Source organism: Arthrobacter saudimassiliensis (assembly GCF_059090665.1).
In genome coordinates, this window is the sequence record NZ_JBNHFX010000001.1 from 1,439,808 (window position 1) to 1,456,311 (window position 16,504).

Consider the following 16,504-nt stretch of genomic DNA (forward strand, 5'->3'; position numbering starts at 1 on the left):
GGAACCATGATCCTTCCCTCGCCGATTCGCCGGGCCGGCAGCGTCGGCGCCCTGCGCGCCTGCTGCTTCGTCGTCGTTGCCGCCGAGGCGGGGCGGCGCTGATGGGCCGGCAGCGCACGGGGCGGTCCGGTCGGCAGGAACCGGCTGCGGAGCCGCAGTCCGGGCCGGTCGCCGGAACCTATGAGATCGACACCGGCACCTGCGAGCTGGTGCCGGACCGGTTCAACACCAACGGCTGGGTGCTGATGATCAACGGCGTCCACAGCTCGCACATCGACCTGTCCGCCCCGAAGCTGCTCGAGTTCGAGTACATGCGCTGGATCGCCGCCCTGGTGGAGTCGGAATGGCCGCCGGACACCCGGCTGCGCGCCCTGCACCTGGGCGGCGGGGCCTGCTCGCTGGCCCGGGCTTTCGCTGCCACCTATCCGAACGCCCGGCAGGTCGTGGTCGAGCTGGACGGCCGGCTGGCGGAGCTGGTGCGCGGCTGGTTCGATCTGCCGCGTGCCCCGCTGCTGCGGCTGCGGGTGGGGGAGGCCCGCGAAGTGACGGAATCCCTCACGGACAACACCCGGGACCTGATCATCCGGGACGTGTTCGCCGGGGACCGGACGCCGGTGCCGCTGACCACCGGGGAGTTCACGGCGCAGGCGTCCAGGGTCCTCGACGTCGGCGGGATCTACGTCGTGAACTGCGGCGACGGGCCGCAGCTGCGCACGGCGCGGCGGGAGGCGGCGACGATCGGCGCGGCGTTCCGCTACACGGCGGCCATCGCGGATCCGGCCATGCTCAAGGGCCGGCGGCGCGGAAACATCATCCTGGCCGGCAGCGACCGGCCGTTCGCGCTGGCGCCGGGGCTGCCCCGCACCCTGCTGGGCGGCGGGGTGCCGGCGCAGCTGTGGGACGACGCGCAGGTGCGCCGCTTCGCGGCAGGTGCCGCTGTGCTGCGCGACGCCGAAGCGGCACCGCGCAGCAGCAGCGGGGAAGACGCCTAGGCGAGCAGCTCGGTGATCGCACCCGCGGAGAAGAACACCACGAAGGCCGCGGCGACGATCCACATCAGCGGGTGGATCTCCCGCGCCCGGCCCTGGGCGGTGCGGATCACGACGTAGGCGATGAAGCCGGCGCCGAGGCCGTTGGCAATGGAGTAGGTGAACGGCATGACCGTGATGGTCAGGAACGCGGGAATGGCCAGCCCGATGTCGCCCCACTCGATCTTCGAGACCTGCGTGAACATCAGGTAGCCGACGACCACCAGGGCGGGGGCCACGGCTTCGAACGGCACCAGGTAGATCAGCGGCGTCAGGAACATCGCCGCGATGAACAGCAGGCCGGTGACCACGGAGGCCAGGCCGGTCCGGGCGCCCTCACCGATGCCGGTGCCGGACTCCACGAAGATCTGGTTGGAGGAGACGCCGGAGCCGCCGCCGGCCACCGCACCCGCGGCATCAACCAGCAGCACACGCTCCACGTTGGGGATGTTGCCGTCCTTGTCGATGGACCCGGCTTCGGTGGCCAGGCCCACCATGGTGCCCATCGCGTCGAAGAAGATGCTCAGCAGGATCACGAAGGCCAGCAGCGACGCGGCGACGCCGCCGAGCGTCTGGAACGCTCCGAACACGTTGGCCTGGCCGATCAGGGACAGGTCCGGCCAGGTCCAGTCCGGCAGGCTCGGGGTGACCAGCGACCAGCCGGTGGCCACGCCGGCGCCCTGCGCCCCCGGGTGGAAGAGGGCTTCGATGGCCAGGGACAGCCCGGTGGCGGCAACGATGCCGATGAGGATGGCGCCGCGGACCTTGCGGGACATCAGCACGATGGTCAGCAGCAGGCCGAAGAGGAAGACCACGGTGGGCCAGCCGATCAGGTCGCCGTTGATGCCCAGCTGGACCGGCACGGTGGAGTTGGCGGCGTCGGGCATCCGGCGCACGAAGCCTGCGTTGACCAGGCCGACGATGGTGACGAACAGGCCGATGCCCACCACGATGGCCATCTTCAGGCTCGCCGGGACCGCACGGAAAACAGCGGTGCGGAAGCCGGTGAGGACCAGGATCACCATGGCCAGGCCGGCGACGACCACCAGGCCCATCACGTCGGGCCAGGTCAGCCCGTCGTTTGCGGCAGCGGTCACGGCGACGAAGGCGTTGACGCCGAGTCCGGTGGCGATTGCGAACGGGTGCTTGGCCCAGACGCCCATGATGATGGTCAGCACGCCGGCCACGAGGGCAGTGGCGGCGGCGATGGCGGGGCCGGGCATGGTGTTGCCCAACGAGTCCTCGCCGCCGAGGATCAGCGGGTTCAGGACCACGATGTAGCTCATGGCGAAGAAGGTGGCCAGGCCGCCGCGGATTTCGGTGGAGACTGAGGAGCCCCGCTTGGATATCTCGAAGTATCGGTCCAGTTTGGAACCCTGTTTGAGCATGGTGCTTCCTCTTGGCATTCGTCAGATGGGCGCGGCGGGACACTACTTCGCCTTTTCGATCTTAAACCCGGCGCCCTGCCCGGGCCTGCAGAATGACGCCTCGCGGCAGTTCGCCCGCCGGTTAGGCTGGCCGGGTGAGTAACAAAGCGTCCCGCACCCGTGTCCCCGCTGTTTCGTCCGCCCGGCCGTGGGCGGCGCTTCTGATGCTCCTGGCGGCGGTGCTGTTCACTGGCCTTGCCGGTGCGCCTGCCGCTCAGGCCCACGATGAGCTGACCGGCAGCGCCCCTGCGGACGGTGCGGTCCTGGCCGAGGCGCCGGACCGGGTGGAGCTGACCTTCAGCAACAACCCGGCGGCCATCGGCTCACAGGTGCGGGTCACCGGGCCCGACGGCGCCGAGTGGGCCGACGGCGACGTCGAGGTGCTGAACAACGTGGCCACGCAGCGGCTGCGAACGGGTATGCCTGATGGGGAATATACGGTTCAGTGGCGCGTGGTTTCCTCCGACGCCCACCCGATCGAGGGCGGTTTCGGCTTCACGGTGGGCTCCGGCGCGACGTCGGGCCCCGGCGCAACGGCGCTGCCCTCGGCGCCCGGGGACGGGGCGGCCGACGGCGGGGTCGCCGAGGACGGCGGGGAGGACGGTGTGGCCGAGGACGGCGGGGAGGACGGCGTCGCCGAGGAGAACCCGGGTGCCGGGTCCGGCGTCTGGATCCTCGGGATGATCGGTGTGGTCGTGGCGGCAGGCCTGGTGGTTCTCGCATTGCTGGTCCGCAGCCGGGTCCGCGGACCCGGCGGCAGCTGACCGGGGGCATCAGCTGACCGGCGGTATCCGGCCGGCGGCGGTGTCCGGCCGGCGGCGGTGTCCGGCGGTGCCAGCCGGGGCATTCCGGCTTTGTAACAGTCCCGGAACCGGCCCCGGGTTCGGGAGTACGCTGAACATGCAGGCCGCGCAGCGCGGACCGGACCCGATGGCGGGAGGCAGGAACGATGGGCCAGGAACGCTGGGAAGACCACGCCGGTGAACTTGAACCGGCCGGCATCGTTGTGGGGGTCGACGGCTCCGACCAAAGCATCTGCGCGCTGGTGTGGGCCGCCCGGGAGGCGCAGCGCCGTCGGACGCCGCTGCACATCGTGACGGCCTACACGATTCCGATTTTCGCCGCCTCCTCCATGGACGCCGGCTACACCACCTTCGATGACGAGGTGGTCCGCGAGGGCGCGCAGAAGGTGCTCGACGCCGCGGTCGACAGGGTTTCCTCCTACGGCATCGAGGTGGTGCCGCGGCTGGAGACCGGTGACGCCTCCGCCGTGCTGCTGGAGCTCTCCGAGGAGGCGGAGCTGATGGTCGTGGGCTCGCGCGGGCGCGGGGGCTTCGTGGGCCGGCTGCTGGGCTCGGTGTCCAGTGCCCTGCCCGCGCATGCCAAGTGCCCCACGGTCGTGATCCCGCTCCGGACGGCGGGGCGGCTGCAGGACTGCGGCGTCGCCGCCCCTCCCGGGTCCACCGACCCGCGGGACGTGGAGCAGGTGGTGCTGGTCGGCGTCGACGGTTCCGAGCAGGGCCGCGCGGCGTCCCTGGCCGCGGCCGAGGAGGCCCGGCGGATGGGCCTGCCCCTGCATATCCTCTGTGCGCTGGCGCCGCTGAGCGGTTCGCTGGCCTGGGTGCCCGCGCCCATGGACGTGGAGGCGCTGCATGCGGACATCAACGCGTCGCTGCGTGCGGGGCGGGCCTGGCTGAAGAGCCACTTCCCGGACGTGGAGATGACCGTCGAACTGGTCGACGGCGTGCCCTCCGAGGTGCTGATCCAGCGGTCCGGCGCCGTTGAGCTGATGGTGCTGGGCACCCGCGGCCGCGGCGGCTTCGCCGGAATGCTGCTGGGCTCCACCAGCCAGAACGTGCTCCACCACGCCCGCGGCCCGGTGCTGGTCGTTCCCGACCGGCACGACCCGCGGCTGGAGGACCGGGCCACGTTCGGCTCCATGATGGACGAGTAGGTGCGGCGCGGAGGAATCCGCGCTCAACCGGCCGTGCTCAGGCGTGCTGGTGGCCTTCGTGGCTGGCGTGCCGGAGCGGCTCGATCTGGAACGTGCTGTGCTCGGTGTCGAAGTGGCTGCTCAGGCAGCCGGTGAGCCGGTCCAGCACCCGGTCCAGTCCGTCGGCGTGCAGCAGGTCCTCATCGACCACCACGTGCGCGGAGAAGACAGGCATGCCGGAGGTCATGGTCCAGATGTGGATGTCATGCGCATCCACCACACCGGGCACCCGCATGATGTGTTCCCGGATGGTTTCCACCTCCACGCCCTGCGGCGTGGCCTGCAGCAGCACGTCGATGACCTCCTTCAGCAGCGACCAGGCGCGCGGCAGGATCATCAGCGCGATCACGATCGAGGCCCAGGAGTCGGCGGCCTGCCAGCCGGTGAGCATGATGACGACGGCGGCCACCACCACCGCGGCGGAGCCCAGCAGGTCTCCGAGCACCTCGAGATAGGCGCCGCGGACATTCAGGCTCTCCCGCCGGCCGGAGTGCAGGATCATCAGGGAGACCAGGTTCGCCAGCCCGCCGACGATCGCGGCGGTCAGCATCAGCCCGGTGCCCACCTCGGGCTCCGAACCCAGCCGCCGGACCGCTTCCACGAACACGACGACGGCGATGACGATCAGGATGACCGAGTTCGCCAGCGCCGCGAGGACTTCCGCCCGCTGGTAGCCGTAGGTGCGCCGGGTGTTGGCGGGCCGGGTGGCGATCCAGGAGGCGAGGAGGGCGATCGAGACGCCGGCTGCGTCGGACAGCATGTGCCCGGCGTCGGCCAGCAGCGCCAGTGAGCCGGACAGCAGCGCCCCGGCGACCTGAATGAACACCACGGAGAGGGTGATGACAAAGACCGCCAGCAGGCGGCGGCGATGCCGGCCGGTGGCGGTTCCGGCCGCCGGCAGGCCGTGGTTGTGTCCGTGGTGAGCACCCATGGCTTAAGGCTAGCTAGGCCCAGCCGAGTTCATGAAGCCGGGCGTCGTCGATGCCGAAGTGGTGCGCGACCTCGTGGATGACGGTGATGCGGATTTCGGCAACGAGCTCCTCGCGGCTCCCGCAGAGCCGCTGCAGCGGGCCGCGGAAGATGATGATCCGGTCCGGCAGGGACCCGGCGTCCCACCAGCCGTCCCGCTCGGTCAGCGGGGTGCCTTCGTAGAGGCCGAGCAGTTCCGTTTCCGGGTCTTCATGCGGTGCCGGGACGTACTCGTCTTCGATGAAGACGGCCACGTTGTCCATGGCCTGCGCCAGGTCCGGCGGGATGGAGTCCAGGGCGTCGGTGACGGCGGCCTCGAAGGCGTCTTCGTCCAGTTCTATGGGCACGCTTCCACTCTAAGGCGGGCCCGCCTTGAAGCATCGGACGTGTGGTTTGCGGATGGATTTTGGAATTCGCGAAAGTACCCTCTATAGTTTTAGAGTCCACAACGGAGCGAAACGAACGGGTGCGAGCCCGGATCCGGATCGTCCAGTGTGTTCGGGCCCCCATCGTCTAGCGGCCTAGGACACCGCCCTTTCACGGCGGCGGCACGGGTTCGAATCCCGTTGGGGGTACAACGAGTGGTAATCACACCGGAGAAAGTCTGGTAGAGTTGACACTCGTGAAAAGCAAGGCCCTGTAGCGCAGTTGGTTAGCGCGCCGCCCTGTCACGGCGGAGGTCGCGGGTTCAAGTCCCGTCAGGGTCGCTCGGTTTTCCGAAGCGATTTGGAAGATCTCGGTGATCATCGTTGATGATGCCAAGGCTCTGTAGCTCAGTTGGTAGAGCGTTCGACTGAAAATCGAAAGGTCACCGGATCGACGCCGGTCGGAGCCACCAGCTAGGAACCCCGGACCCCATGGGTCCGGGGTTTTTCTTTGTCCATACTGCCCGGCCGGGCTGCGTCCCGCACTCTTTTCCCCGCCGCCTCCATGGGGAACCATGTGGAGGCAAGCGAAGGGAAGGTCAATGATGACGGCCGAAGAGCAGTACGAGTGGGAGAACGCCCGCCCGCACACCAGCGAGGACCTGAGCGAAGCCCAATGCTGGTCGCTGCTGCGGGACAGGAGCACCGGACGCGTGGCGTTCCTGGACGATGGACGGGTCATGGTGTTCCCCGTCAACTACGTTGTGCACGCGAACGCGGTCTATTTCCGCACCTCGGAGGACGGCTTCCTCGGGGCGGCGGGGGCCGTGCCGCGCAACGCGTCGTTCCAGATCGACGGGCATGACAGCGACCAGATGGCCGGGTGGTCCGTCCTGGTGAGCGGACAGGCCGGCCGGGTTGCCGACGAGCTGCTGCTGACCCAGCTGTGGGGCCGCCGGATGGCGGAGCCGTGGGGCGGCGGCCGCCGCGATGTCTTCGTCGGGATTGACCCGCGGGCCATCAGCGGCCGGCGCGTCGGCCGACGCTGACCGTACTGCCCCAACCGCCCTGCCCAGCGTGGGCCGCAACGGCTAGGCTGGCCGTATGGACCAGCCAAGCACCCCCAGCGTCCCTGATCCCCATGCCGGCCGGCGGCCCGGGCCCGCAGCCAACCGGCCCGAGGCCACCGCAGGGCAGCCTGCCGCCGGCCAGGGCATGGCCGGCCGGTCACAGGGCCGCCCCGGCCCCTCCGCCGCCGGGACTTCGGGAAGCGGAACCGGCGTGCCCGTTGAGGCGGCCGCGCCTGCGGGCGCGACGCCGGCCCCCGCCCCGCCCATCCATGTTGTGCTGGACATCAGCCCGGACGACATCGGCGGCAGGACGGTCATCGGCGAGCAGGCCGTCGCTCGGGTGGCGGCCGTCGCGGCCCGGTCGGTCGACGGGGTCCACGCTCTCGGGTCCGGTGGCTCACGGGCGCTGGGCGCGGTCCGGGAAGCGGTGGGCGGCTCGGGCGGCACCCAGGGGGTTTCCGCCGAGGTGGGAGAAACGGAGGCGGCGATCGATGTCACGCTCGTCGCGGTATACGGAGTGTCCCTGCTCCGGGTTGCGGATGAGGTGCGGGCAGCGGTCTACGCCGCCGTCGAGCAGATTGCCGGACTGAGCGTGGTGGAGGTCAACGTCACGGTGGCGGACGTGCACCTGCCCGACACGAGCGAATCCCGGCCCGAGCGCCCCGCCGGGGCGACCGCCGTCGAGCAGGACGGGTAGCGCGATGCCGTCAGGAACGGGCCCGGGGGATAGATTGGCAGGAGCGCATGTGGCCCGAAACGAAGCGGAAGTGAGGCGGCGAACCATGAGCCCGACGATTGTGGGAATGCTGACCGGCGCCGTGCTGGCCTTCACCGCCCTGGTGTTCGACTTCCGCGGCTTCCTTCTGATGGCCCTCTTCCTGGCCGTCGGCGCCCTGCTCGGCCGTGCCGCCGAAGGGAAGGTCGACTTCCGTGTGGTCCGTGACGCGCTGACCGGACGGCGCTCCTCGTCATGACCGCCGTGGCTCCGCCGCGGGCCGCCGTGACCCTGCCGCCCCTGGCCGGCCACACCCGCATCAGCACGCAGGCTTTGTCGAGTACGGCGGCCGCTGCCGCCGCTGAGTTCTTTGGAGTGGCCCCGCAGCTGATCCGGGTGGCCTGGTCCGATGACCGGGGCCTGCTGGCGTTGTCGATCTCCCTGCCGATGCCCGTCCAGCCGCTGCAGAAGCTGGCCCGCCGCCCGGACCTCGCCGGGCCCGGACAGACGGTGCTGGAACGGGCACGCGCCGCCAAGCCCGTCCTGCGGAGCCGGGTCACGGAGCTGACCGGTTCGATCGTCTCCCGGGTGGATATCCGCATTACCGGCGTCAGGGTGCAGGAAGGAGCACGGGTCCGATGACCGAGACACGTCCCGCGTCCGCTGATCATTCCGCGTCCCGGCCCTCCGCAGAGTCCGGGGTTTCCGCCGGACCTGAAGGCCCGGCTCTGGATGCGCAGACTTCGGCGCTGACGGCCCGCATCGTCCGGCGGGAAACGCACTCGCCGCGAACGGCGGCGTCGATCGTTGCCGCCGTCCTGGGACTGTTGTTCTGCCTGTACGTGCTGCTTGAAGCGATGCTCCAGGCGCTGGGACAGGACGAGTGGCTCCTGGACCCGCCCGCCATCGGACAGTGGCTGGCGGACCTGCCGTCGGCCGACCCGCTGGTCGTGGGACTGGTCGGAGTGATCGCCGGGATCCTGGGAATCTGGTTCCTGCTGCAGGGCCTGCTGCCGGGCCACCGGGCCCGCTATGCGCTGCCCAACCCGCGCGCCGCCGTCGTCGTCGATGCGGAGGTGCTGGCGGCATCGCTGGCGAGGCGTGCCCGGATCACGGCCGGGGTCAGCCAGGAACAGGTCCTCGTGACGGTCGGGCGCGGGACCGTCGAGGTCGCCATCCGCCCGACGTCGGGAATTCCGGTGGACGCCGACGCCATCCGCCGGGCCGTGGAGGATGAGCTGCTGCTGACGAACCTGGAACCCCAGCCCCAGGTCACCGTGCAGGTGGCAGCGATCGGAGCGATCGGGCAATGACGGGACGGCACACGGGAACGGGACGGCACACGGCGGCGGAACAGGCGAGGAGGGGGAAAGCGTGAATCAGACTCCGCGGGCGCTGAACCGGACACTGCTGGCCCTGCTGGGCCTCCTGCTGCTGGCGACCGGAGCGGCGCTGGTGCTGATCAGCACGTCCAGCGCCGCAGCAGAGGCCTGGCGCCGGGCGACTGAAAATGCCCTGTCAGGCCTGGAACGTGTTTTTGCCGGGACGAGCTTGCCGGGTGAGGGGCCAAGCTGGCTCTGGGCCCTGCTGGTGCTGCTGATGCTGGGCGTCATCGTGCTGCTGGCGGTCTGGATGTCGCTGCAGGGCCGTGGCCGCACAGGCACTCTCGTCTCTGTGTACAGCGTGGACGAGGGGGCCCCGGGCCGGGTGAGCATCAGCGGTGCGGTGGCCGAGCAGGCGCTGCGTGAGGCGCTGCTGCAGGACCCGGATATCGTCGGCGCGGCAGTCAGCACGTGGAGCGTGCCGGGCGGCGGCACCGCCCTCAAGGTGCGGATCCAACCACGGCAGGGCGCGGCCCCGCACCTCGTGGCCGCCGACGCAACCCATTTGGTGGAGGCGCTGGACCTTACCCTGGGCGGCAGCCGGCAACCCGTTTTGATCAGCATCGAGGCGGGTTCGCGCTTCCGGCTCGGACGCGAGGATCGCGTCCGCTGACAGCAGGGCAACACGCGGCCGTGTCGGCGCGGGCGCCGGAAGCGCCCCGGCTGGGTTTGTTTCGTCAGAAGGGGCAGCCCGCTGGGTCTTCGTTCACCCGCACTTCATCTACAGTCGGCGCTTTATCCACCGCCGGCTCTCCCTGCGCCCCCGGCGCTTCATCCACCCCTGGCCAGCCCCTTCCCGGGGCAGCGACCGTATCGACGACAGATTGCGAAGGACGGAGCTGGGGGCTTGTGTCGTAGGTGCGCCCCGCCGGGCTGGTCCACCTGATGGTGCCGCCGCCTGTCTGGGCCGCCCGCCAGTACCCCAGAGTCTTGAGGCGGTGGTGGCTGCGGCACAGATGCGCCAGGTTCGCCTCTTCGGTCGCCCCTCCGGCGGCCCAGGGACGGGTGTGGTCGATCTCCGAGCTTCTGGCCGAACGGCTGCAGCCGGGGAAACGGCAGGTACCGTCTCTGGCCTGCAGCCACCGCTTGAGTTCGGCGGGTACTTTTCGGCGTCGTCGGACGTCAGCGACAGCGCCCGACCGGTCCAGCGCGAGTCCGGTGATTCCGGCTGCCTCCGCAACAAGCCTGCGGGCCGTCTGCGCGCTGATGGGACCGTATCCGTTCAGCTCCGCCGGGTTCTCGTCCAGCCCGGCCAGCGTATCGGCGTTGATCAGGACCATCACCTCGGTCCGGAGACCGCCGGCCGCGGTATCCGGCCTGCCCGGGACGCCGGAGGCGGCTGTCCCTGGCACGCCGGAGGCAGGAGTCCCCGGAGCATGGGCAGGAGTACCCGACAGCAGCGAGACCAGAATGTCCGCGCGGAGCTGGTTCAGGAGGCGGGGGTCTCCGGCCTGCTGTTCTCCGCGGGCCGCGACTGTCAGGGCATCGAAGATCCCTGTGCCCCGGTCCGCTGCCAGATAGGCGGAGAGCACGCACATCCCGTCCGGGGCCGGATCGAGGAAAACGCCCCGCTTGGCCAGCCGTTCCTGATGGCGCTGCTCGGCGGTGCGCGGATCGGCTTCCTCCCTCAGCCGCCTGGCCAGGCGACGAAACTGGGCGACCGTCCTGTCCTCGGCAGCAGGCAGCAGCCGGGCTTCCAGCTCCCGGGCGACCGGTGCCTCCAGCCCCCCGGTGAACTCGGTCAGGACCTGGGCGTGCCGGAAGCTGAAGCGGCCCTCCTCGAGGGCCTGGAGCGTCGCGGTGCATCTTCCGTGGAGGGCTTCGGCGTCGCGGACCAGGGCGAGCGCAGTCACCTCGGGGACACGGAGCAGCGCACCGATCTCCGCGGCGCAGAGCCGTTCAGCGGTCAGCCGGCTGCCGGCTTCGTCCAGTTGGCTGCGGCGTGCCGGGGCCTCACCCTCCGGGGCAGGGCGGCCCCGGCGGACATGTTCGAGCAGGCTGCACGACGTTCGGAACACCAGGTGCATCTGCTGGGCAGCCGCCCAGGCTTCCAGCCGCGCCAGGTCGGCGAGGCCGGCCAGGGACTGGTCCAGCGTGACGGCGGAGGCATCCGCGGCGAGCATTCCCGCCACGCCGGTGCAGGCCGCAACGGGCCCCGGCAGGTCACGGATATCGGGAGCGGGCCAGGCGTTGGGGACTCCGCCGCGTCCGGGTGGCTCGGGGCCACCGGGAGGGCCACCGGCGGGGCCGTCGGGAGGGCGTTCGGAAGGCTTTTCCATGGCTCAATTCCATGCCCCGCCTCTGACACTTTCGGCTCGTTCCGGAGCCTGTCCACATAAGTGGTTGACGGCCGAAACCCAGGTATCCGCCCGCAGCGCCTAGGACGCCCGCGCGAGCTGGCGGATCGGAATCCACCGTCCGGCCAGCCGCCGGTAGGCCGCAGCAGCGCCGGTCATGTCACCGTCGGCCAGCGCCTCGATGCCCATCCGCACATCGGACGGCGAGTCATCGGGGAACACCAGGTCCGCCACCGGGCCGTAGTCCAATTCGACGACGGCGCGGGGCGAGAACACCTCCAGCCACGTCGCCAGCTCGGTCAGCTCGTCGAGCAGGTCCAGCTCCGGGGCCGCCAGGGCCAGCGCCGCGGCGGTCTGCCGGGCACGGTGCACGGCCTGCTGGATCGGGGCGCTGATCCGCACCGTCAGGACCCGGCCGTCGTCCTCCACCACTTCGGTGTGGTCCTCCTCGTGCAGCAGCACGAACCAGCCGAAGGGCACGCCCCACGTGGCGGAGCGGGTGTGCAGCTTCGCGAGGGAATCGGCGAACCGGTCCGGGTCCATGCGGTCCGCGTGCGCCTGCCGCGCCACTTCCGGGACCAGCACGTCCACCAGCGGCCCCCGGATCGTCTCGCCCAGGGACTCCGCGGCCAGCGAGGTGCGCACCGCCAGCTGGTTGGGGCAGTACAGCCGCTGCGGCACGCCGTCGGGCCCGGGATGGTTCAGCACCCGCACCAGGTCGGTGCCGCCGTGCGGGAAGGGGTCGGAGACGGTGCGCACCAGCCGTCGCATCGCCGAGGTGCGTTCCAGGTCCTCGGTCTCGTGCCGGGCGCGGGAGCGCTGCTCGAGGATGGCCAGCTGCTGGTCGTCGTCGAACGCGTCAAGCGGCTCGTAGACCCGCAGATGCGAGACGTACGGAAACGTGCGGATCGCGGCTGCGGGCTGCGGGCCGGCCATCGGCTAGTCCAGCTCCACGATCACCGGCGCGTGGTCGGAGGCGCCCTTGCCCTTGCGCTCCTCACGGTCGATCATCGCTCCGGTGACCGATTCGGTCAGGGCCGGGGAGCCCAGCACGAAGTCGATGCGCATGCCCTGCCGCTTGGGGAAGCGCAGCTGGGTGTAGTCCCAGTAGGTGTAGACGCCCGGACCGGGGGTGTAGGGGCGCACGACGTCGGTGAAGCCGGCGTCGAGGAAGGCCTGGAACGCGGCGCGTTCCGGCTCGGTGATGTGGGTGGCGTTCTGGGCGCGGAACCAGTCGATGTCCCAGACGTCCTCGTCCTGCGGGGCGATGTTCCAGTCACCCATCAGCGCCAGCTTCAGCGACGGATCGGCGGCCACCCAGGCGGAGGCCTCCTCCTTGAGGACCTTCAGCCACTCCAGCTTGTACGGCATGTGCGGATCCCCCACGGCGCGGCCGTTGGGCACGTACAGGCTCCAGACCCGCACACCGCCGCAGGTCGCGCCGATGGCGCGGGCCTCCGCGGCCGTGGTCGCCTCGGTCTTGCCGAAGTGCGGCTGGTTGGGGAAGGTGCGCTCGACGTCGTCCAGGCCCACCCGGGACGCGATGGCGACGCCGTTCCACTGGCTGAGCCCGAAGTGCGCCACTTCGTAGCCGTTGTTCTCGAACAGCTCCCAGGGGAAGTTCTCGTCCTTCGCCTTGGTTTCCTGGATGGCCAGCACATCGACGTCGGATCGTTGCAGCCACGCCTCCACCCGGTCGGCGCGGGCACGGATCGAGTTCACATTCCAGGTAGCAATCTTCACCCTTGCTACGTTACCGAATTCGGCCGGGCACTCCTACGGCGGCTGCGCCCGGCCGAATCCGTGTTGCCGCATGCGGCGGGCGGGTCAGGCCTGCTTCCACCAGGTGTCGGTGATGGTGACCGGGACGGTGCGCTTGTGCCGGGTCATCAGGAACCGCTTCTCGATGGCCTCCGCGGCCTCTTCGGGCACCTCGCGGCCCTCGACGTAGTCGTCGATCTGGTCGTAGCTGATGCCCAGTTCGGTCTCGTCGGTCTGGCCGGGGTTCTCGTCGAGCAGGTCCGCGGTCGGGGCCTTCGACACCAGCCGCTCCGGCGCGCCCAGCTCGGCGAGCAGCTGCCGGTTCTGCCGCTTGTCCAGGCCGAAAAGCGGCAGGATGTCCGCGCCGCCGTCACCGTACTTGGTGAAGAAACCGGTCACGGACTCCGCGCCGTGGTCGGTGCCGACGACGAGCAGGTTGCGTTCACCGGCCACCGCGTACTGGGCGGTCATGCGCACCCGGGCCTTGATGTTGCCCTTGTTGAAGTCGCTGATCTTCCCGCCGGCCATCTCGCGGTAGGCATCCTCGAAGCCGTCCACCGCCGGGCCCACGTTGTAGACCCAGGAGACGTCGGGGCCGATGAATTCCAGCGCCGCCTGGGCGTCGTCCTCATCGTGCTGGGTCCGGTACGGCAGGCGCAGCGCCACGAACTCCGCCTCGTGCCCCGCCTCCCGCAGCTCCTCGGCGGCCAGCTGGGCCAGCTTGCCGGCCAGCGTCGAATCCAGCCCGCCGCTGATGCCCAGCACAAACCCCTTGGTGTGCGAGGCGAGCAGGTACTCCTTGAGGAACTCCACCCGGCGGCGGACCTCCGCGGCGGCGTCAATCTCGGGGCTGACGCCCATTTCGGCTGTGATTTCGGCTTGTAGTTCGCGCATGTGGCCCACCCTATCCAACCGGCCCGCAGCTGCCGAGCAGTATTTCCGCGGCAGGGACAACATGGGGGACAACGGGGACCGCGGACGACGACGGCGGGGCAGTCACACAGGCGCCCCCGCCCGGTCCGCCCGGTCCGCCGCGGCTAGGATTGAAGCATGACGACGCCGAGCCGTACCGCCACCCGCGCCCGCCTGCTGGAACTGATCGGGGACCTTGCCGTGGTCCGCGGAAAGGTGACCCTGTCCAGCGGCGCGGAGGCCGACTATTACATCGACCTGCGCCGGGTCACCCTGCACCATGAAGCCTCGGCCCTGGTCGGCGAGGCCATGCTCGAAATGCTCGACGACGCCGGGATCGACTTCGCCGCCGCCGGCGGGCTGACCATGGGTGCGGACCCGGTGGGCACCGCCGTCATGCACGCCGCGCACCGCTCCGGACGGGCCGTGGACGCGTTCGTGGTCCGCAAGGCGCAGAAGTCCTACGGCATGGGCCGCCAGGTGGAGGGCCCCGACGTCGCCGGCCGTCCCGTGGTGGTCCTGGAGGACACCTCCACCACCGGCGGCTCGGCGCTGACCGCCGTCGAGGGCGTGCGGAACGCCGGCGGCGACGTGCGCGCGGTGGCGGTCATCGTGGACCGGGACACCGGAGCCAAGGAACGCATCGAAGCTGAAGCAGGCGTGCCGTACCTGGCCCTGTTCGGCAAGGACGAACTCGGGCTCGACTAGCCCGGCAGCCGCCAACGCACCCTCCCGCCGGACGGCGGCCCGGCACGGGGAAGCCATGACCCACGACCCAGCCGAGTACCTGCGCCGGGCCGCTGACCTCAAGCGGTTCTCCCGGCGGCAGTTCCTCGCGGGCTCCGCGCTGGGCGCGGCCCTGGCCGCCGACCTTGGCGTCACCCGGCTCATCCAGCGCCAGCGGGACGAAATGGAGATCCTGCGGGTGCGCGACGACGCCGCGGAGCGCCGCTTCCCCGCCGCCGGCTGGTTCCTCTTTCCCGGCTACAAGACCAGCTGGGAGGAAGCGGTCTGGATCGTCAACTCGCTGCGCCCGGCCCTGGCTGCCAGGGGCCGGATGGCCGCCGTCGGCTACTCCAACCGCGGCCTGGACCCGGCGGAGATCACCGCTGCCGTCTACCGGTACATCCGCAACCACCAGCTGCGTCGCGTCTACTTTTACGGGCACAGCTTCGGCGGGATGCTGGCCGTGCAGGTGGCCGCGGCCCTGCGCGAGCGCGGCGTAACGGTGGAGTTCATCCTGCTGGACTCCTCCCCGTGCACCCGGCAGGACGTGCTGGACCGGCGGATGTTCGAGGGCGTGGTCTTCCTGTACGACGCCGGCTACCGGATTCCCACCGTGCTGCGCGGCGGCTACGAGCTGGGCGAGCGGATCGTGAACCGCAATGAACGCTCCTGGCAGACCGTGCTGGACCAGACCCTCGAGCAGCTGTCTCCGCTCGCGCCCTCCAGCGTGCTGATCCAGTCGGAGTCCTCGTACATCTACCACTTCGATCCGCTGCGGTTCAACGGCGGGCTGGGGGAGACCCGGATGGCGTTCATCGGCAACCCGGACGACGAAACGGTGAACTACGCCGAGGCCCGCAACCGCTGGAAGGACCTGTTTCCGCAGAACCTGGTCAGCAACGACCTCGTCACCGAGGGGGCCCGGCCCGCTCACGCCAGCCCGCAGTGGAACCCGCGGATCTATCAGCGCACGGTCTCGGAGGTGCTGCGCCGGTTCTCCCCGGCCCCGCTCGGCGGCGGCCGGAAGGTCGTGTACTAGATCGTCGGGATCAGGTCCGCCACCGAGTCCACGATCTGCGTGGGCCGGAACGAGTAGGCGTTCACGTCCTCGCGCTGCGTGATGCCGGTCAGCACCAGGACCGTGCGCAGGCCCGCCTCGATGCCGGCGATGATGTCGGTGTCCATCCGGTCGCCGATCATCGCGGTGGTGTCTGAGTGTGCGTCGATCTTCTTCATCGCCGAACGCAACATCATCGGGTTCGGCTTGCCGATGACGTACGGCTCGCGCTTCGTCGCGGCGGTGATCAGCGCGGCGATGGCCCCGGTGGCCGGCAGCGGCCCCTCCGCGGACGGGCCGGTGACGTCGGGGTTCGTGGAGATGAAGCGGGCGCCGTCCAGGATCAGCCGGATGGCCTTGGTGATGGTGCCGAACGAATAGGTGCGGGTCTCGCCGAGCACCACGTAGTCGGGGTTGGTGTCGGTGAGGATCAGGCCCGCCTCATGCAGCGCCGTCGTCAGCCCCGCCTCGCCGACCACGAAGGCACGCCCGGGGGTGGGGGAGCCGGCCAGCTGGTCCTTCAGGAACTCCGCGGTGGCCAGCGCCGATGTCCACAGGTTCTCCTCCGGGACCTCCAGCCCGCTGGCCCGCAGCCGGGCCGCGAGGTCACGCGGCGTGTAGATGGAGTTGTTGGTCAGGACCAGGAACCGCTTGGAGGTCGCCACCCAGCGTTCAATGAGTTCCGCGGCGCCCGGAATCGGATGATTCTCATGGACCAGGACGCCGTCCATGTCCGTCAGCCAGCATTCGATGCCTTCGTTTTCGCCCATGTCCGACCCTTTCCTCCACAGGTGTTGGCCTT

General features: G+C 70.3%; 19 protein-coding genes and 3 tRNA genes. 14 read left to right on the forward strand and 8 right to left on the reverse strand.

The genetic code is table 11. The features are described 5' to 3' along the window. The first annotated feature begins 101 nt into the window (after window positions 1-101). Window positions 102-992 (forward strand): spermidine synthase, encoded by an 891-nt coding sequence (locus AC5RV6_RS06770; RefSeq protein WP_494006504.1) that lies wholly within the window; start codon window positions 102-104, stop codon window positions 990-992. On the opposite strand, the gene AC5RV6_RS06775 is transcribed toward AC5RV6_RS06770, so the two are convergent. Next, window positions 989-2,416 carry an NCS2 family permease gene (locus tag AC5RV6_RS06775; RefSeq protein ID WP_494006505.1) on the reverse strand — a complete coding sequence of 476 codons (1,428 nt, stop codon included), beginning with the start codon at window positions 2,414-2,416 and terminating at the stop codon, window positions 989-991. The two genes, AC5RV6_RS06770 and AC5RV6_RS06775, sit on opposite strands and share 4 nt — an antisense overlap. A gap of 134 nt (window positions 2,417-2,550) precedes the next feature. Between AC5RV6_RS06775 and AC5RV6_RS06780 the strand changes: the two genes are divergently transcribed. Both AC5RV6_RS06780 and AC5RV6_RS06785 read left to right on the forward strand, forming a co-directional pair. Then, window positions 2,551-3,219 carry a copper resistance CopC family protein gene (locus tag AC5RV6_RS06780; RefSeq protein ID WP_494006506.1) on the forward strand — a complete coding sequence of 223 codons (669 nt, stop codon included), beginning with the start codon at window positions 2,551-2,553 and terminating at the stop codon, window positions 3,217-3,219. A gap of 185 nt (window positions 3,220-3,404) precedes the next feature. Continuing rightward, window positions 3,405-4,409, forward strand: a complete 1,005-nt coding sequence (locus AC5RV6_RS06785; protein ID WP_494006507.1) for a universal stress protein — start codon at window positions 3,405-3,407, stop codon at window positions 4,407-4,409. A gap of 37 nt (window positions 4,410-4,446) precedes the next feature. Here the strand turns inward: AC5RV6_RS06785 and AC5RV6_RS06790 are convergent, their stop codons facing one another. Both AC5RV6_RS06790 and AC5RV6_RS06795 read right to left on the reverse strand, forming a co-directional pair. Next, window positions 4,447-5,379, reverse strand: coding sequence for a cation diffusion facilitator family transporter (locus tag AC5RV6_RS06790; RefSeq protein WP_494006508.1), 933 nt, complete (start codon window positions 5,377-5,379; stop codon window positions 4,447-4,449). Between the two features lie 13 nt (window positions 5,380-5,392). Beyond that, window positions 5,393-5,764 (reverse strand): metallopeptidase family protein, encoded by a 372-nt coding sequence (locus AC5RV6_RS06795; protein ID WP_494006509.1) that lies wholly within the window; start codon window positions 5,762-5,764, stop codon window positions 5,393-5,395. A gap of 155 nt (window positions 5,765-5,919) precedes the next feature. Here AC5RV6_RS06795 and AC5RV6_RS06800 point away from each other — a divergent pair. The 9 genes from AC5RV6_RS06800 to AC5RV6_RS06840 all read left to right on the forward strand — a co-directional run bounded on the left by AC5RV6_RS06800 (window position 5,920) and on the right by AC5RV6_RS06840 (window position 9,562). After that, window positions 5,920-5,992 (forward strand) — tRNA-Glu (locus AC5RV6_RS06800). Between the two features lie 58 nt (window positions 5,993-6,050). After that, window positions 6,051-6,124 (forward strand) — tRNA-Asp (locus tag AC5RV6_RS06805). A 55-nt stretch (window positions 6,125-6,179) separates the two neighbouring features. Next, window positions 6,180-6,255, forward strand: a tRNA-Phe gene (locus AC5RV6_RS06810). A gap of 129 nt (window positions 6,256-6,384) precedes the next feature. Continuing rightward, window positions 6,385-6,831: a pyridoxamine 5'-phosphate oxidase family protein gene (locus AC5RV6_RS06815; protein WP_494006510.1), complete on the forward strand. Its 447-nt coding sequence runs from the start codon at window positions 6,385-6,387 to the stop codon at window positions 6,829-6,831. Window positions 6,832-6,886: 55 nt separating this feature from the next. Further along, entirely contained in the window at window positions 6,887-7,549 is a 663-nt protein-coding gene (locus AC5RV6_RS06820; RefSeq protein ID WP_494006511.1) for an Asp23/Gls24 family envelope stress response protein, read from the forward strand. An 85-nt stretch (window positions 7,550-7,634) separates the two neighbouring features. Next, on the forward strand, window positions 7,635-7,826 hold the full coding sequence (locus AC5RV6_RS06825; protein ID WP_494006512.1) for a hypothetical protein: 192 nt from the start codon (window positions 7,635-7,637) through the stop codon (window positions 7,824-7,826). Beyond that, on the forward strand, window positions 7,823-8,209 hold the full coding sequence (locus AC5RV6_RS06830; protein ID WP_494006513.1) for a hypothetical protein: 387 nt from the start codon (window positions 7,823-7,825) through the stop codon (window positions 8,207-8,209). Before AC5RV6_RS06825 ends, AC5RV6_RS06830 begins: the two co-directional genes overlap by 4 nt. Continuing rightward, window positions 8,206-8,880, forward strand: coding sequence for a DUF6286 domain-containing protein (locus tag AC5RV6_RS06835; protein WP_494006514.1), 675 nt, complete (start codon window positions 8,206-8,208; stop codon window positions 8,878-8,880). The genes AC5RV6_RS06830 and AC5RV6_RS06835 overlap by 4 nt, the downstream gene beginning before the upstream one ends. Window positions 8,881-8,941: 61 nt before the next feature. Next, entirely contained in the window at window positions 8,942-9,562 is a 621-nt protein-coding gene (locus AC5RV6_RS06840; RefSeq protein ID WP_494006515.1) for a hypothetical protein, read from the forward strand. Between the two features lie 64 nt (window positions 9,563-9,626). On the opposite strand, the gene AC5RV6_RS06845 is transcribed toward AC5RV6_RS06840, so the two are convergent. The 4 genes from AC5RV6_RS06845 to nadE form a co-directional block, all read right to left on the reverse strand. Further along, a complete protein-coding gene (locus AC5RV6_RS06845) occupies window positions 9,627-11,228 on the reverse strand; it encodes an HNH endonuclease (RefSeq protein ID WP_494006516.1) in 1,602 nt (533 codons plus the stop codon). A gap of 99 nt (window positions 11,229-11,327) precedes the next feature. Further along, window positions 11,328-12,182 carry a DUF8083 family protein gene (locus tag AC5RV6_RS06850; protein WP_494006517.1) on the reverse strand — a complete coding sequence of 285 codons (855 nt, stop codon included), beginning with the start codon at window positions 12,180-12,182 and terminating at the stop codon, window positions 11,328-11,330. A gap of 3 nt (window positions 12,183-12,185) precedes the next feature. Continuing rightward, window positions 12,186-12,989 (reverse strand): exodeoxyribonuclease III, encoded by an 804-nt coding sequence (locus AC5RV6_RS06855; RefSeq protein WP_494006518.1) that lies wholly within the window; start codon window positions 12,987-12,989, stop codon window positions 12,186-12,188. Between the two features lie 84 nt (window positions 12,990-13,073). Then, entirely contained in the window at window positions 13,074-13,901 is an 828-nt protein-coding gene (gene nadE, locus AC5RV6_RS06860; RefSeq protein ID WP_494006519.1) for an NAD(+) synthase, read from the reverse strand. Between the two features lie 156 nt (window positions 13,902-14,057). On the opposite strand from nadE, the gene pyrE reads away from it, so the two are divergent. Next, entirely contained in the window at window positions 14,058-14,627 is a 570-nt protein-coding gene (gene pyrE / locus AC5RV6_RS06865; protein ID WP_494006520.1) for an orotate phosphoribosyltransferase, read from the forward strand. A gap of 55 nt (window positions 14,628-14,682) precedes the next feature. Continuing rightward, window positions 14,683-15,684, forward strand: coding sequence for an alpha/beta fold hydrolase (locus AC5RV6_RS06870; protein WP_494006521.1), 1,002 nt, complete (start codon window positions 14,683-14,685; stop codon window positions 15,682-15,684). Here AC5RV6_RS06870 and AC5RV6_RS06875 read toward each other — a convergent pair. Beyond that, on the reverse strand, window positions 15,681-16,472 hold the full coding sequence (locus AC5RV6_RS06875; protein ID WP_494006522.1) for an HAD-IIA family hydrolase: 792 nt from the start codon (window positions 16,470-16,472) through the stop codon (window positions 15,681-15,683). The genes AC5RV6_RS06870 and AC5RV6_RS06875 overlap by 4 nt on opposite strands. Between the last annotated feature and the right edge of the window lie 32 nt (window positions 16,473-16,504).

Bases quoted from the DNA above. Each gene is read 5' to 3' on its own strand.
- AC5RV6_RS06770 (WP_494006504.1), top strand. From the start codon at position 102: ATGGGCCGGCAGCGCACGGGGCGGTCCGGTCGGCAGGAACCGGCTGCG.
- AC5RV6_RS06775 (WP_494006505.1), bottom strand. From the start codon at position 2,416: ATGCTCAAACAGGGTTCCAAACTGGACCGATACTTCGAGATATCCAAG.
- AC5RV6_RS06785 (WP_494006507.1), top strand. From the start codon at position 3,405: ATGGGCCAGGAACGCTGGGAAGACCACGCCGGTGAACTTGAACCGGCC.
- AC5RV6_RS06790 (WP_494006508.1), bottom strand. From the start codon at position 5,379: ATGGGTGCTCACCACGGACACAACCACGGCCTGCCGGCGGCCGGAACC.
- AC5RV6_RS06815 (WP_494006510.1), top strand. From the start codon at position 6,385: ATGATGACGGCCGAAGAGCAGTACGAGTGGGAGAACGCCCGCCCGCAC.
- AC5RV6_RS06820 (WP_494006511.1), top strand. From the start codon at position 6,887: ATGGACCAGCCAAGCACCCCCAGCGTCCCTGATCCCCATGCCGGCCGG.
- AC5RV6_RS06825 (WP_494006512.1), top strand. From the start codon at position 7,635: ATGAGCCCGACGATTGTGGGAATGCTGACCGGCGCCGTGCTGGCCTTC.
- AC5RV6_RS06830 (WP_494006513.1), top strand. From the start codon at position 7,823: ATGACCGCCGTGGCTCCGCCGCGGGCCGCCGTGACCCTGCCGCCCCTG.
- AC5RV6_RS06835 (WP_494006514.1), top strand. From the start codon at position 8,206: ATGACCGAGACACGTCCCGCGTCCGCTGATCATTCCGCGTCCCGGCCC.
- AC5RV6_RS06845 (WP_494006516.1), bottom strand. From the start codon at position 11,228: ATGGAAAAGCCTTCCGAACGCCCTCCCGACGGCCCCGCCGGTGGCCCT.
- AC5RV6_RS06850 (WP_494006517.1), bottom strand. From the start codon at position 12,182: ATGGCCGGCCCGCAGCCCGCAGCCGCGATCCGCACGTTTCCGTACGTC.
- nadE (WP_494006519.1), bottom strand. From the start codon at position 13,901: ATGCGCGAACTACAAGCCGAAATCACAGCCGAAATGGGCGTCAGCCCC.
- pyrE (WP_494006520.1), top strand. From the start codon at position 14,058: ATGACGACGCCGAGCCGTACCGCCACCCGCGCCCGCCTGCTGGAACTG.
- AC5RV6_RS06870 (WP_494006521.1), top strand. From the start codon at position 14,683: ATGACCCACGACCCAGCCGAGTACCTGCGCCGGGCCGCTGACCTCAAG.
- AC5RV6_RS06875 (WP_494006522.1), bottom strand. From the start codon at position 16,472: ATGGGCGAAAACGAAGGCATCGAATGCTGGCTGACGGACATGGACGGC.